This window comes from Reyranella sp. (assembly GCF_017305915.1).
Classification (GTDB): domain Bacteria; phylum Pseudomonadota; class Alphaproteobacteria; order Reyranellales; family Reyranellaceae; genus Reyranella.
This window is the reverse complement of sequence record NZ_JAFKJN010000037.1, coordinates 12,278-26,437: the sequence shown is the minus strand read 5'-3', so window position 1 is coordinate 26,437 and position 14,160 is coordinate 12,278. Positions and strand designations below refer to the sequence as shown.

The 14,160-nt window shown below is 69.1% G+C and carries 14 protein-coding genes; 12 read left to right on the top strand and 2 right to left on the bottom strand.

Annotation, left to right across the window (positions count from 1 at the left end; translation table 11 throughout):
* Positions 1-42 precede the first annotated feature (42 nt).
* From aroA to ihfB, 4 genes are all read left to right on the top strand, one after another.
* A complete protein-coding gene (gene aroA, locus J0J01_RS29220) occupies positions 43-1,383 on the top strand; it encodes a 3-phosphoshikimate 1-carboxyvinyltransferase (RefSeq protein WP_296387196.1) in 1,341 nt (446 codons plus the stop codon).
* 91 nt (positions 1,384-1,474) lie between these two features.
* A complete protein-coding gene (locus J0J01_RS29215; protein WP_296387195.1) occupies positions 1,475-2,095 on the top strand; it encodes a d(CMP) kinase in 621 nt (206 codons plus the stop codon).
* Positions 2,096-2,246: 151 nt separating this feature from the next.
* Positions 2,247-3,968 carry a 30S ribosomal protein S1 gene (rpsA, locus tag J0J01_RS29210; RefSeq protein WP_296387149.1) on the top strand — a complete coding sequence of 574 codons (1,722 nt, stop codon included), beginning with the start codon at positions 2,247-2,249 and terminating at the stop codon, positions 3,966-3,968.
* A 107-nt stretch (positions 3,969-4,075) separates the two neighbouring features.
* Positions 4,076-4,411: an integration host factor subunit beta gene (ihfB, locus tag J0J01_RS29205; protein WP_296387148.1), complete on the top strand. Its 336-nt coding sequence runs from the start codon at positions 4,076-4,078 to the stop codon at positions 4,409-4,411.
* A gap of 1 nt (position 4,412) precedes the next feature.
* Here the strand turns inward: ihfB and J0J01_RS29200 are convergent, their stop codons facing one another.
* On the bottom strand, positions 4,413-4,544 hold the full coding sequence (locus J0J01_RS29200) for a hypothetical protein (RefSeq protein WP_296387147.1): 132 nt from the start codon (positions 4,542-4,544) through the stop codon (positions 4,413-4,415).
* Positions 4,545-4,595: 51 nt separating this feature from the next.
* Between J0J01_RS29200 and J0J01_RS29195 the strand changes: the two genes are divergently transcribed.
* The gene (locus J0J01_RS29195) at positions 4,596-5,027 is read left to right on the top strand and encodes a lipopolysaccharide assembly protein LapA domain-containing protein (protein WP_296387146.1); all 432 of its coding nucleotides are present in this window, start codon (positions 4,596-4,598) and stop codon (positions 5,025-5,027) included.
* Positions 5,024-5,965: an ornithine cyclodeaminase family protein gene (locus J0J01_RS29190; RefSeq protein WP_296387145.1), complete on the top strand. Its 942-nt coding sequence runs from the start codon at positions 5,024-5,026 to the stop codon at positions 5,963-5,965. Before J0J01_RS29195 ends, J0J01_RS29190 begins: the two co-directional genes overlap by 4 nt.
* On the opposite strand, the gene J0J01_RS29185 is transcribed toward J0J01_RS29190, so the two are convergent.
* The gene (locus J0J01_RS29185) at positions 5,966-7,165 is read right to left on the bottom strand and encodes a CoA transferase (RefSeq protein WP_296387144.1); all 1,200 of its coding nucleotides are present in this window, start codon (positions 7,163-7,165) and stop codon (positions 5,966-5,968) included.
* A 161-nt stretch (positions 7,166-7,326) separates the two neighbouring features.
* Between J0J01_RS29185 and J0J01_RS29180 the strand changes: the two genes are divergently transcribed.
* The 6 genes from J0J01_RS29180 (at position 7,327) to J0J01_RS29155 (ending at position 14,137) form a co-directional block, all read left to right on the top strand.
* A complete protein-coding gene (locus J0J01_RS29180; RefSeq protein WP_296387143.1) occupies positions 7,327-7,794 on the top strand; it encodes a MarR family winged helix-turn-helix transcriptional regulator in 468 nt (155 codons plus the stop codon).
* Between the two features lie 68 nt (positions 7,795-7,862).
* Positions 7,863-8,687, top strand: a complete 825-nt coding sequence (locus J0J01_RS29175) for an FAD binding domain-containing protein (RefSeq protein ID WP_296387142.1) — start codon at positions 7,863-7,865, stop codon at positions 8,685-8,687.
* On the top strand, positions 8,684-11,380 hold the full coding sequence (locus J0J01_RS29170) for a molybdopterin cofactor-binding domain-containing protein (RefSeq protein ID WP_296387141.1): 2,697 nt from the start codon (positions 8,684-8,686) through the stop codon (positions 11,378-11,380). The genes J0J01_RS29175 and J0J01_RS29170 overlap by 4 nt, the downstream gene beginning before the upstream one ends.
* Entirely contained in the window at positions 11,377-12,807 is a 1,431-nt protein-coding gene (locus J0J01_RS29165; RefSeq protein WP_296387140.1) for a 6-hydroxynicotinate reductase, read from the top strand. Before J0J01_RS29170 ends, J0J01_RS29165 begins: the two co-directional genes overlap by 4 nt.
* On the top strand, positions 12,804-13,760 hold the full coding sequence (locus J0J01_RS29160; protein ID WP_296387139.1) for a UPF0280 family protein: 957 nt from the start codon (positions 12,804-12,806) through the stop codon (positions 13,758-13,760). Before J0J01_RS29165 ends, J0J01_RS29160 begins: the two co-directional genes overlap by 4 nt.
* Positions 13,757-14,137 (top strand): hypothetical protein, encoded by a 381-nt coding sequence (locus J0J01_RS29155; protein WP_296387138.1) that lies wholly within the window; start codon positions 13,757-13,759, stop codon positions 14,135-14,137. The genes J0J01_RS29160 and J0J01_RS29155 overlap by 4 nt, the downstream gene beginning before the upstream one ends.
* Positions 14,138-14,160 lie beyond the last annotated feature (23 nt).

Sequence of the window (14,160 nt, the reverse complement as noted above, 5' to 3'; positions counted from 1 at the left end):
GAGAGCGCCGCGTCGCGCTTTTGCCTTTGTTGGGAGCCCGTCCTGTCCGTTGCCGCCAACCCCCGCAAGCTCATCGCCCGTCCGGTCGCCCGGCTGGAGGGGAAAGTCCGTGCCCCGGGCGATAAGTCGGTATCGCACCGCGCCCTGATGTTCGGCGGCATGGCGCTCGGCGAGACCGCCATCACCGGCCTGCTGACCGGCGAGGATGTGCTGTGCACGGCTGCGGCCATGCAGGCGCTGGGCGCGCGGGTCGTGCGGGAAGACGGCGTATGGCGGGTCCGCGGCTTCGGCGTCGGCGGCGGCCAGGAGCCGGCCGACGTGCTCGACCTCGGCAACTCCGGGACCTCGGCCCGGCTGCTGTCGGGCATCCTGGCGAGCCATCGCTTCACCTCGTTCATGACCGGCGACGGGTCGCTGCGGAAGCGGCCGATGCAGCGGGTGATCGATCCGCTCAGCCGCATGGGCGCCCGCTTCGAGGCGCGCGAGGGCGGCCGCATGCCGCTCGCCATCGTCGGTACCGACGAGATGGTGCCGATCGAATACACCCTGCCGGTCGCCTCGGCGCAGGTGAAGAGCTGCATCCTGCTCGCCGGCCTCAACACGGCGGGCGAGACGACGGTGATCGAGCCCGAGGCCACGCGCGACCACACCGAGCGCATGCTGCGCCATTTCGGCGCCGAGGTGCGCGTGGCGCCGGCCGACAACAGGGGCAAGCGCATCACGGTCGTCGGCTGGCCCGAGCTCAAGGCGCGCGACATCGTGGTGCCGGGCGATCCGTCGTCGGCCGCCTTCGCCGTGGTGGCCGCGGCGGTGAAGCCGGGCAGCGACGTGCTGGTCGAGAATGTCGGCGTGAATCCCCTGCGGGCCGGCCTCTACACCACGCTGAAGGAAATGGGCGCCGACCTCACCTTCGAGAACCAGCGCGAGGTCGGCGGCGAGCCGGTGGCCGACCTGCACGTGAAGGGCGGCGTGCTGAAGGGCATCGAGGTGCCGCCCGAGCGCGCGCCGACCATGATCGACGAATATCCGATCCTCGCGGTTGCCGCGGCCTGCGCCGAGGGCACCACGCGCATGCTGGGCCTGGCCGAGCTGCGCGCCAAGGAGAGCGACCGGCTGTCGAGCGTCGCCGCGGGCCTCGCCGCCAACGGCGTGCGCCACGAGATGGGCGCCGACTTCCTGGTCGTGTACGGCGATGGCAAGGCGCCGGCCGGCGGCGGCCTGGTGAAGACCCATCTCGACCATCGCATCGCCATGGCGTTCCTGGTGCTGGGGCTGGCGGCGCGCGAGGCGGTCGCGGTCGACGACGGCTCGCCGATCGACACCTCGTTCCCCGGCTTCGCCGCCCTGATGAACGGCCTCGGCGCCAAGATCGAGGACGCGTGATGTCTTCGTCTTCCGGACCGCGGACCTCCAGGTCCGCTCATGAGGCTGAGCGGACCTGGACCGCGGTCCACTCGAGCCGATGACCCAACGCCTGGTCATCGCCGTCGACGGGCCGTCGGCCTCGGGCAAGGGGACGCTGGCCAAGCGGCTGGCGGCGCATTTCCGGCTGCCCCATCTCGACACCGGCCTGCTCTACCGGGCCGTCGGCTGGCGGGCGCTGCAGACCGGCCGGGCGCCCGCCGAGGTCGCGGCCCGGCTGACCGCGGCCGATCTCGCCGATCCGGCGCTTCGGACCGACGAGGCGGGCCAGCAGGCCTCGAAGGTGGGCGCGATCCCGGAGGTTCGGGTCAACCTATTGAAATTCCAAAAGGAATTCTCGTCGCAGGCATCGGGCGCGGTGCTCGATGGCCGCGACATCGGCACCGTGATCTGCCCCGACGCTCCGGTGAAATTGTTCGTGACCGCGAGCCCGGAGGCCCGGGCGGAGCGGCGGTATCAGGAGTTGCGGGCGCGAGGGGTCGACACTATAAAACCGCGCGTTCTTGCCGAGATGGCGGAGCGGGACCGTCGCGACAGCGAACGGGCGGCTGCACCTCTGAAAGCCGCGCCCGATGCCTGGCTTCTCGATACCACTGAAATGGATGCCGATGCGGCGTTTGCCGCCGCTGTGGCTTTCATCGAGGGCAAGGGCTTTCGGGTTGCCGCGCCATAAGTCGCCGCCGGCAGCCTGACGACGTCTCAGCGGCGATTGCGGGCAACGGAAGTTGTCCCGTGGAGTTTCAAGGCACTGGATCCGCCGGATCTACCGGTTGGCCGACGGGCGGCAGCGTTTCGCCCGGGATCGATGAAGGAAGAGGTTTTGAATGGCTAAGGGCAGCGCCCTGCGGAAACAGCCGAACGATGCCGCCAGCGCAGAGTTCGCCGCACTACTCGACGAATCGCTCGGCGGTTCATCCAGCTTCGAAGGCACCGTGGTCAAGGGAACCGTGGTGCGCATCGCCAACGACTTCGTCGTGGTCGATGTCGGCCTCAAGTCCGAAGGCCGAGTCCCTCTCAGGGAATTCAACAACGGCGGCGTCGCCGCCGAGATCAAGGAAGGCGACACGGTCGACATCTTCGTCGACCGCATGGAGAACAAGGAAGGCGAGGCCGTCCTGTCGCGCGAGAAGGCGCGGCGCGAGGAGGCCTGGACCGTCCTCGAGAAGGCGTTCAACGACCAAGAGCGTGTCATGGGCACGATCTTCGGTCGTGTGAAGGGCGGGTTCACCGTCGATCTCGGCGGCGCCGTGGCCTTCCTGCCGGGCAGCCAGGTCGATGTGCGCCCGGTGCGCGACGTCGGCCCGCTGATGGGCCAGGACCAGCAGTTCGCGATCCTCAAGATGGACCGCCGCCGCGGCAACATCGTCGTGTCGCGCCGCGCCGTCATGGAGGAGACCCGCGCCGAGGACCGTACCCGCCTGATGGGCAACCTGAGCGAGGGCCAGGTGCTCGACGGCGTGGTCAAGAACATCACCGACTATGGTGCGTTCGTCGATCTGGGCGGCGTCGATGGCCTGCTGCACGTGACCGACATCGCGTGGAAGCGCATCAACCATCCGTCCGAGGCACTGACCATCGGCCAGAACGTCAAGGTGCAGGTCATCCGCTTCAACCCGGAGACCCAGCGCATCTCGCTCGGCATGAAGCAGCTGATGAGCGATCCGTGGGACGGCGCCGGGGCCAAGTACCCGGTCGGCCTCAAGCTCAAGGGCCGCGTCACCAACATCACCGACTACGGCGCCTTCGTGGAGCTGGAGCCGGGCGTCGAGGGTCTGGTCCACGTCTCGGAGATGAGCTGGACCAAGAAGAACGTGCACCCCGGCAAGATCGTGTCGACCTCGCAGGAGGTCGAAGTGATGGTGCTGGACGTCGACATGTCCAAGCGCCGCATCTCGCTCGGCCTCAAGCAGTGCATGGCCAACCCGTGGGAGAGCTTCGCCGAGAAGTATCCGGCGGGCACCGAGCTCGACGGCGAGGTCCGCAACATCACCGAGTTCGGCCTGTTCGTCGGCCTGCCCGGCGACATCGACGGCATGGTCCATCTCTCCGACCTGTCGTGGGACAAGGCCGGCGACGAGGCGATCCGCGACTACAAGAAGAACGATGCCGTTAAGGTGAAGGTGCTCGACGTCGACATCGACAAGGAGCGCATCTCGCTGGGCATCAAGCAGCTCGCCAACGACCCGTTCGAGAAGGTGAACGCCGTCGCCAAGAAGGGCGACGTGGTCACCGTCATCGTCGCGGGCATCCAGGACAACGGCATCGACGTCACGGTGCAGGACGGCATCCCGGGCTTCATCCGCAAGTCCGAGCTCAGCCGCGACCGCTCCGAGCAGCGCCCCGACCGCTATGCGGTGGGCGACAAGCTCGACGCCAAGATCACCAACATCGACAAGGCCTCGCGCCGGGTCGTGCTGTCGGTCAAGGCGCGCGAGCTCGACGAGGAGAAGAAGGCGATGGCCGACTTCGGCTCGTCCGACTCGGGCGCCAGCCTGGGCGACATCCTCGGCGCCGCCCTTCGCAAGAAGGAAGAGGAAGAGAAATAGGTCGCTTTTTGCGACCAAATCGAAGGGCCGGCCGGCGTGCCGGCCCTTTTCTTTTGGTTTCAAGGACTTAGTTGTCCGGAGCCAGTTATTGCGCTATTATTGCGCCAATGACCAAGTCGGAGCTGATTGCCCGCCTGGCGGCCAAGAATCCTCATCTCTATCAAAGGGATGTGGAGCGCATCGTCGCCACGGTCTTCGATGAGATCTCGAAAGCGCTGTCCAACGGCGACCGCGTCGAGTTGCGCGGCTTTGGTGCCTTCTCGGTGAAGAAGCGCGACCCGCGGACCGGCCGCAATCCGCGTACCGGCGAGCAGGTCGCGGTGGCCTCCAAGCGGGTGCCCTACTTCAAGACGGGCAAGGACCTGCGCGACCGGCTGAACAAGGAAGCGGTGCGCGCGGCGGGCCTCGCCCCGCCCGAGCCGGCCGGCGAGGACAAGAGCTGAGCTAGCGCTGGCTCGACCAGAAGGCCGGCGGATTGAACGATGCGACGCTGCGCTCATGCGGCGTCAGCAGGAAGACGGCGGCCGCGACCACCAGCATCAGGAGAACCAGGGCACCGAAGGACGAGTTGGCCATGTCTGCTGAACGCTCGAGCGGCCCAAAGGTGGCACGGCGAAGAGGCTCGCGATGCAGGTTGCCGCCGTGGCATGGTGGGACGGCATGAAGTTCCTCTCGCGCGCCCTCTTCCTGCTGTTCCTGCTGCTCGGTGTGCTGATCGCCGTCAGCAACACCGAGCGCACCGAGCTGTCGCTCTGGCCGGTTCCCCATACCGTCGTGCTGCCGCTCTACCTGCTGGTGCTGGCGGTGCTGCTGCTGGGCGTGCTGGCCGGGCTGGGGCTGGGCTGGTGGGCCGGCCGCCATCAGCGCCGCAACGCCCGAGGCCGCCGCCGCGAGGTCGAGCGGCTGGAGCGCGAGGTCGAGGAACTGCGCAGCCAATTGGCCGCCGCCCGGCCGACGACGACCCCGGCTCCGACACCGGCGGCGGGTCCCGCGCCGCGCGAGCAGCGGGCAATCGAGCGCCAGACCGCGCTGGTCGCGCCGGAGCCCTTCAAGGGATGAGGATCCTGTCGGCTGAGGACGTCGATGCCGCGCTCGACGACCTTGCCCTGATCGACCATCTCGAGGCCGCCTTCCGCGCCGGCGCCGAGGTGCCGTTGCGGCATCACCATCACCTGCCGACCGGCACCCTGCTGCTGATGCCGGCCTGGTCGCCGCGCCATGTCGGCATCAAGCTGGTCACGGTCTTCCCCGACAACGCCAAGCGGTCGCTGCCCTCGGTGTTCGGCCAGTACGCGCTGCTCGACGGCAGCACCGGCCAGCCGGTCGCGCTGCTCGACGGTACGATGCTGACCAAGCGGCGCACCGCCTGTGCCTCGGGCCTGGCTGCGCGCTATCTCGCGCCGCACGACGCGGAGCGCCTGCTGATGATCGGCACCGGCGCGCTGGCGCCCAATCTCATCCGCGTGCACGCCAAGGTGCGGCCGATCCGCGAGGTCATGATCTGGGGGCGCCGCCAGAGCCGGGCCGAGGCGCTCGCTCGGCACCTCGCGGCGTCGCTGCCGACCGCGGTCGGGCGGCCGATCGCGGTACGCGCCGTTGCCGACCGCAAGGCGGCGATCGGTGAAGCCGATGTCATTTCCTGCGCGACGCTCTCCAGGGAGCCGCTGGTCGAAGGCGACTGGCTGCGCGAGGGACAACATATCGACCTCGTGGGCGCCTACACCCCCGAGATGCGCGAGAGCGACGACAAGGCGGTTTGGCGCGCGAGGGTCTACATCGACACCCGCCAGGGCGCGCTCAAGGAGGCGGGCGACATCGTGCAGCCCATCAAGAACGGCACGATCGACGAGGACGACGTCATCGCCGACCTGTTCGAGCTGGCGCGCGGCGAGCAGACCGGCCGGCTCGCCGGCGACACGTCCAGCATCACCCTGTTCAAGTCCGTCGGCACCGCGCTCGAGGACCTCGCCGCGGCGGAGCTCGCGGTCGCAGGCTAACTAAGGCTCGATCAGGGCACCGGCCTGCTTCAGAGCCTCGATCTCGGCCTCGCTGACGCCCACCTCGGCCAGCACTTCGCGTGAATCGGCCCCCATCAGCGGCGCCATGCGATGGATCGAGGGCGGGGTGCGGCTCATGCGCATCGGCGGCTCGACCATCAGGATCTCGCCCTCGCTGGGGTGCGGGTACTTCTTGAACAGCTTGCGCCACACCAGGTGCGGGTCCTCGAGCAGGTCGGCGGGCTTGGCCACCGGAGCGTTGGGGATCTGCGCTTTGTCGAGCAGGGCGACCCATTCGGCCGTAGTGTGCGAGGGCGTCAGCGCCTCGACCATGGCGTACATCTCGTTGATGTGCATCGAGCGGGCGTTGAGGGTCGCGTAGCGCGGGTCCTTCAGCACCTCGGGCCGGCCGATCAGCTCGAAGAAGTTGCGCCAGTGCTTGTCGTTGTACGGCAGGATCGCCATCCAGCCGTCGAGCGTGCGGTAGGGCTTGCGGGTGCGGGCGAGCAGGCGGCTGTAGCCGACCTCGCCCTCGTCGTCGAAGGTGCGCTCCCATAGGTGCTCGACCATCAGCCACGCGGCCATGGTCTCGAACATCGGCACCTCGACGAACTGGCCCTCGCCGGTGCGCTGCTTGTGCATCAACGCTGCAAGCACGGAGAAAGCAAAGGTCAGGCCGCAGGTCTTGTCGGCCAGGATGGTCGGCGGATAGCGCGGCACGTCGTCTCCGGCGGCACGGCCCATCAGGTCGGCGATCCCGAAGCGTGCCTGGATCGCGTCGTCATAGGCGGGCAGGCGACCGTAGGGACCGTCGGCCGAGAAGCCGTAGGCGCCGACATAGACGATGTCGGGCTTTATCTTGCGCACCTCCTCGTAGGTCAGCCCAAGACCTTCGATTGCCTGCGGTCGCAGCGCGTGTACGAAAGCGTCCGCGGTCTTGATCACTTCGACCAGGGCGGCGAGCGCCTTCGGGTTCTTGAGGTCGAGGCAGAGCGAGCGCTTGTTGCGGTTGACGTAGAGGTAAGCCGGCCCCATGCCGGCCGTCCTGCGCGGCTTGCCGATGTGGCGCACCGCGTCGCCCTCGGGCGCCTCGACCTTGATCACGTCGGCGCCCTGGTCTGCGAGGAGCATCGTGCCGTAGGGGCCGAGAATGACGTTGGTCAAATCGACGATGCGGATGCCGCTCAATGCGCCGGCCATGTTCGTTCCTCCAAAAATCTGCAGTGCGTCGCGCTGCCTCGCCCCGTGTTCACGAGTCAAGAGCAGCATCGCTTCGCCTGTTACGCCGGGAACACAATGTCACCGTTGTGCAAAGCGCGCAGCCGGTGTAGCGATGGCTCTTGGAGAGTGCGCGGGGGGCGATGCGCAACGTCGCAAAAAAACAAAGCGAGCCTAAGGCGGCAGCAAGCACGCCACGGCCGTACAGGATAGAAGATCAAATCGGTTATCTGCTGCGGCGCGCGCATCAGCGCGCGTCGTCGATCTTCCAGACCAGCATTGGCGATCCAAACATCACGCCGACTCAGTACTCGAGCATGGTCAAGCTGCACGAGTACACCGAGCTGTCGCAGAACCTGCTCGGCCGACTCGTCGGCATGGACAAGGCGACGATGCAGGGCGTGGTGCGTCGGCTGAAGGATCGCGGGCTTGTCGATTCGCGTCCGGATCCGGGCGATGCGCGGCGCACGCTGCTCAGCCTCACGCTCGACGGTCAGAGGTCGGTCGCCAAACTGATGATGAACGGGCCTGCGGTCTCGCGCGAGACGCTGAAGCCGCTGACGCCGGCCGAGCAACGCCAGCTCCTCGAGCTTCTTTCCAAGATCGTTTGAGCCGCTGCTGCTGACAGCGCCCGTCTGCATCCCGTACACTTTGCCCATATTGTACGTATACGAACGATATGGGTGACTATCTCCGCCCCACGAGCCTGGACGAGGCATTGCAGGCGCTGGCGCGTCCCTGGACGGTGCTGGCGGGCGGCACCGATTTCTATCCGGCGCGGATCGGGCGGACGATCGACGAGCCCGTGCTCGACATCAGCGCTATCGCCGATCTGCGCGGCATTTCCGAGGGTCCCGAGGGCTGGCGGCTGGGCGCCGCCACGACCTGGTCGGCGCTGATAGAGGCGCCGTTGCCGCCCCTGTTCGACGGCCTGAAGCAGGCGGCGCGCGAGGTCGGCGGCCGCCAGATCCAGAACGCCGGCACCCTGGCCGGCAATCTGTGCAACGCCTCGCCGGCCGCCGACGGCGTACCGCCCTTGCTGGTGCTCGGCGCCGAGATCGAGCTCGCCGGTCGCGCCGGTGCGCGTCGCCTGCCGCTCGCGGCCTTCATCACCGGCAACCGTCGAACGGCGCTCGCGCCGGGCGAGCTGGTGGTCGCGATCCATGTGCCGAAGCCGTCGCGGCCGGCGCGCAGCGGGTTCCTCAAGCTCGGCGCGCGCCGCTATCTGGTGATCTCCATCGCCATGGCCGCCGCCACGCTCGAGATCGAGGATGGCCGCGTCGCTGCGGCGCGCGTCGCGGTCGGCGCCTGCTCGGCCGTGGCGCAACGCCTGCCCGCGCTCGAAGACGCTCTCGTCGGCACGCCGGTCGGCGCACTCGCCGGGCGGGTCGACGCTCGGCATCTCGCGCCACTGTCGCCGATCGACGATGTGCGTGGCAGCGCCGCCTATCGCCGCGACGCGGCCGTCACCCTGCTGCGTCGCCTGCTGCGGAGCCTGGCGTGAAGGTCGGTTTCACGCTGAACGGTGTTCACGTCGACTGGGACGGCGCGCCGGTCGCGCGCCTGGCCTCGGCGTTGCGCGACGATCTCGGGCTCATCGGCACCAAGGTCGGCTGCGACGCGGGCGACTGCGGCGCCTGCACGGTCCTCCTCGACGGCCGCCAGGTCTGTTCGTGCCTGGTCGCGATGGGCCGGATGACCGGCCGCACGGTCGAGACGGTCGAGGGCCTCGCGCCGACCGGCACGCTCGCGGCGCTGCAGAAATCCTTCCTCGATCACGGCGCGGCGCAGTGCGGCATCTGTACGCCGGGCATGCTGATGGCGGCGCAGGACGTCCTGCGCAACGATCCTGCGCCGACCCGCGCCGAGGTCGAGGATGCGCTGGGCGGCGTGCTCTGCCGCTGCACCGGCTATACCAAGATCGTCGATGCCGTGATGGCCTGCGCATCGGGTGTTGCAGTGTCACCACCGGCGGGCGCCGCCGTCGGCGCGCGCCTTCCGCGCCTCGACGGCGTGCCCAAGGTCACCGGCCGCGACCGGTTCGGCGCGGACGCGGTGCCGGCCGACGCGCTGTGGATTCGCGTCGTGCGCTCGCCGCATGCGCGGGCGCGCTTCGCCGTGGGCGACCTCGGTCCGTTGCGCGCGCGCCTGGCTGCCGTGCTGACCGCGGCAGACGTGCCGTTCAACGGCTATGGCATCTACCCCGACATCAAGGACCAGCCGGTGCTGGCCGACGGGCTCGTGCGCTATCGCGGCGAGGCCGTTCTGGCGCTGGTCGGCGCGCGCGCCGATGTCCTGGCGATCCGCGACGAGCAGATCCCCATCGACTGGAAGCCCGAGCCGCCGCTGTTCGGCATCGACGCCGCGACGGCGCCCGACGCGCCGCTGGTCCAGGCCGACAAGCCGAAGAACCTGCTGCTCGATGGCGGCGTGAAGCGCGGCCACGTCAACGGCTTTGCCGACTGCGCGGCGGTGGCCGAGGGCGTCTTCGAGACCGCCTTCGTCGAGCATGCCTATATCGAGCCCGAGGCCGGCTGGGCGCGCCGCGTCGGCGACCGGATCGAGATCCACGCCTCAACCCAGACGCCCTACATGGATCGCGACGAGATCGCGAGCGTCATGCGGCTGCCGGCCGAGTCCGTGCGCATCGTGCCGACCGCCTGCGGCGGCGGCTTCGGCGGCAAGCTCGATCTCTCGGTGCAGCCCTTGATCGCGATCGCGGCCTGGAAGCTCGGCCGTCCCGTCGCGCTGGTCTATACGCGGCCCGAAAGCATGGCCGCCTCGACCAAGCGCCATCCCGCGCGTGTGACGGCGAAGTTCGGCTGCGATGCCGCGGGCAAGCTCGTGGCCTGCGACGTGTCGGCGACCTTCGACACCGGCGCCTACGCCTCGTGGGGCCCGACCGTCGCCAACCGTGTGCCGGTCCATGCGATGGGTCCTTACGCGATACCCAACGTCCGCACCTGGGGTGAGGCCTTCTTCACCAACGGCCCGCCCGCCGGCGCCTTCCGCGGCTTCGGCGTGCCGCAGGCCGCCATCGCGCACGAGGCGATGATGGACTCGCTCGCCGACCAGATCGGCATCGATCGCCTGGAGTTCCGCCAGCGCAACGCGCTGCGCGCGGGCGACGTGACGGCGTGCGGCCAGACGCTCGAACACTCCGCGGGGCTCATCCAATGCCTCGAGGCGCTGCGCCCGCACTGGATGAAGGCGCAGTCTGCAGTCGCCGCCTTCAATGCGGCGGGCAGCGCGATGCGGCGTGGCGTCGGGATCGGCTGCATGTGGTACGGCATCGGCAACACCTCGATGTCGAACCCCTCGATCATGCGGGTCGGGCTGGCGGTGGACGGCACGCTGACGCTGTATAGCGGCGCGCTCGATATCGGGCAGGGCAGCAACACCATCATGACCCAGATCGCCGCGGATGCGCTGGGCCTGCCGGTCGGGCAGTTCACGCTGGTGACCGGCGACACCGATCTCACCGCCGACGCCGGCAAGACCTCGGCGTCGCGCCAGACCTTCGTCTCCGGCAAGGCGGCCGAGCGCGCGGGCCTCGACCTGCGCCAGAAGATCCTGCGCCTGGCCAATGCCGGTCCCGACGCGACGCTCACGCTCGACGGCGCGGCGCTCAAGGTGAGCGACGGCGGCATCGCGCACACGCTCGACCTCGCCAGGGTCGGGCCGCTGATGGGCGAGGGGACCTTCGATCCGCCGACCACGCCGCTCGACGAGAACGGACAGGGCATCCCCTACGCGACCTACGCCTTCGCCGCCCAGATCGCGATCGTCGAAGTCGACATCGAGCTCGGTACGGTCAAGGTGCTGCGCATGGTGGCGGCGCACGATGTCGGCAAGGCGATCAACCCGACCCTGGTCGAAGGCCAGATCGAAGGCGGCATCGCCCAGGGTTTGGGCCTCGCGCTGATGGAAGAGTATCTGCCCGGCCGCACCGAGAACCTGCACGACTATCTCATCCCCACCATCGGCGACGTGCCCGAGATCGAGTGCCTGCTGATCGAGGATCGCGAGCCGCTCGGCCCCTCCGGCGCCAAGGGCGTCGGCGAGCCGGGCCTGGTGCCGACGGCGCCCGCGATCCTCGGCGCCATCCATCACGCGACCGGCGTGCGGGTGCATCGCGTGCCCGTGCTGCCGCACCGGCTGCGCGAAGCCATCCTCCGCCAAGGAGCCAAGCCATGAGCGACGAGCTGGCGCTGAGCGAAGCCGAACGCACCGCCGGCATCGTGCGCTGCGACGCCTGCCCGGTGCTGTGCCGCATCCGGCCCGGCCGCGCCGGCGCCTGCGACCGCTACGCCAACGAGGACGGCAGGCTGGTGCGCGTCGATCCGCTGGTGCTGCTGGCCAAGGCCGATCTCGCGCGCGTCGCCTTCGTCGAAGGCAGCCAATCGTGGGCGGGGGAACTCGGCAAAGGCGAGGGTGCGTTCGTGACCGGCATCGGTGCCACCACGACCTATCCCGACTACAAGCCGGCGCCCTTCATCGTCTCGTCGAAGCCCGACGGCGTCGACATGGTCACCGTCGTGACCGAGGGCATCTTCAGCTACTGCGGCGTCAAGGTGAAGATCGACACCGACCGTTATCTCGGCCCCGAACAGGCGGCCGTGCGGGTCAAGGGAGAAGCAGTCGGCCACGTCACGACAGCCGAATACGGCTCGCAGATGCTGTCGCTGGGCGGCGTGCATCACCTGACGGGGGGCAGCAAGAAGGAAGGCGTCGTCACCTGCGACGCACTGCTGGCGCTGTGCAGCAAGGAGGCGGTGGAGCTCGCGATCGACGGCGGCGCGACCGTCGTGGTGCAGGCCGACAGGCCGCCGGTGGTGAACGGCGTGCGCGAAGAGCGCATGCGGGTCGGCTGCGGCTCGGCGGCGATCGGCATGTTCGCGCCGCAATGGAGGGCCCATGTCGACGAGGTGATCGTGGTCGACGACCACATCACCGGCGTGCTGAGCGAGCACCAGGGCGGCCGCTTCCTCGACATGAAGCCGGCCGGCATCCGGGTGCGCGGCCGCAAGTCGACGCCCGGCCGCTACTTCCAGGTGGCGCAGCCCGGCCTCGGCTGGGGCGGCACCGACGTCGAGGATCCGCTGGAGATCATCGAGAAGATCGATCCCAAGCAGGCCTGGCCCGGCCTCAAGCTGCTCATGGTCTCGACCACCGGCGAGCATTCGGCCTGGTTCGAGCTCGACAAGGACCTCAAGCCGCAGCTGGCCGCGATGCCCGCGCCGGTGCAGAAGGTGGTCGAGCGCATCGCCGAGAATTGCGAGCCCGCGCTCTGCACCGTGCTGTTCATGGCCGGCGCCGGCGGCTCCTTGCGCGCCGGCGTGACCGAGAACCCGGTGCGGCTCACGCGCTCGGTGCGCGACACCCTGACCAAGGTCACGTTGGGCGGCGTGCCGGCCTATGTCTGGCCGGGCGGCGGCATCACCCTGATGGTCGATGTCGCAAAGATGCCGGAGAAGAGCTTCGGCTACGTGCCGACGCCGGCGCTGGTCGCGCCCATCGAGTTCACTCTGCGCGCGTCCGACTACGCGGCGCTGGGCGGCTACGCTTCGCGCGCCGTGACCCTGGAGGACGTGCTGCGCGGCAACAAGGTGAAGCTCGAATGATCGCCGCGCGCTTCCCCGACGGCCGCCTGCACCTGCAGCACGGCCCGATCGACCTGATCATCGAGGCCTTTGGCTCGCGCGACGATGTCGAGGCGGCCTATCGACAGGCCATCGACCGCTTCGGCGATATCCTGCCGACCCTCGTGCGCGAGCTGCCGACGCTGCGCCGTCCCGTCGGCGACGCCTATCCGCTGCTCCACGGCGCGGTGGCACGCCGCATGGCCGAAGCGGTGTGGCCGCATCGTGCTGTCTTCATCACGCCGATGGCCGCGGTTGCCGGCGCCGTCGCCGACGAGATGCTGCAGGCGATGGCGGCCGGCCGCACGCTCGACAAGGCCTACGTCAACGACGGCGGCGACATCGCGATCCATCTTTCCCCCGGCCACAGCCTGCGTGCCGGCATCTTCGCCCAGGGGCTCGACGGCGCCGTCGCTCTGACTCACGACCGTCCGGTCCGCGGCATCGCCACCTCGGGCCGTGGCGGCCGCTCGTTCTCGCTCGGCATCGCCGACAGCGCCACCGTGCTGGCCCGCACCGCCGCCGCCGCCGATGCCGCCGCGACCCTGGTCGCCAACGCCGTCAACATCGATCACCCCGCGATCGAACGCCGTCCTGTCCGTGAGCTCGATCCCGACAGCGACCTCGGCGACTTGGCCGTCACGGTCTCGGTCGGCGACCTGCCACGCGGGGCCATCGACGAGGCCCTCGACCGCGGGCTAGAGGAAGCGCGCCGGCTGCGGCGCCTCGGCCTGATCGACAGCGCGGCGCTCTCCCTGAAAGGCCAATGGCGCTTCTGTCATCCTGAGCGAAGCGAAGGATCTCATGCCATGGTAACTGGCAATGAGGTCCTTCGCTTCGCTCAGGACGACAGGATGGCACTGCTGCGTGCAGCTCTTGAAGAGGGATGGCCAGCCAGCGCGATTCGCGCCCGGAACGATAGAGGATTGCGATGACGGACGACCCGCTCCAGAAAGCGCTGGCGGTGCTCGACGCCTACATGGCGGGGCTCAATCGCGGCGATGAGGTCGCGGTCAATGCCGCCTGCAACTTCCCGCATGTGCGGATCGCCGGCGGCAAGGTCGTGGTCTGGCCGAAGCGCGGCGCGTACCGGCTCGACGATTTCCGTGCCCGCGCCGGCGACGGCTGGGCCCGCAGCCGGTGGGACGAACGCACGCCGATCCATGTCGGCCCCGACAAGGTCCATCTCAAGGTGAAATTCAGCCGCTTCCGCGCCGACGGCTCGTCGCTGGGCGAATTCGAGACGATCTACATCGTCACCCGCCAGGACGGCCACTGGGGCATCCAGGCGCGCTCTTCTTTTGCGTCGTGATGGGGTGGTGCTAGGCTCCCCGC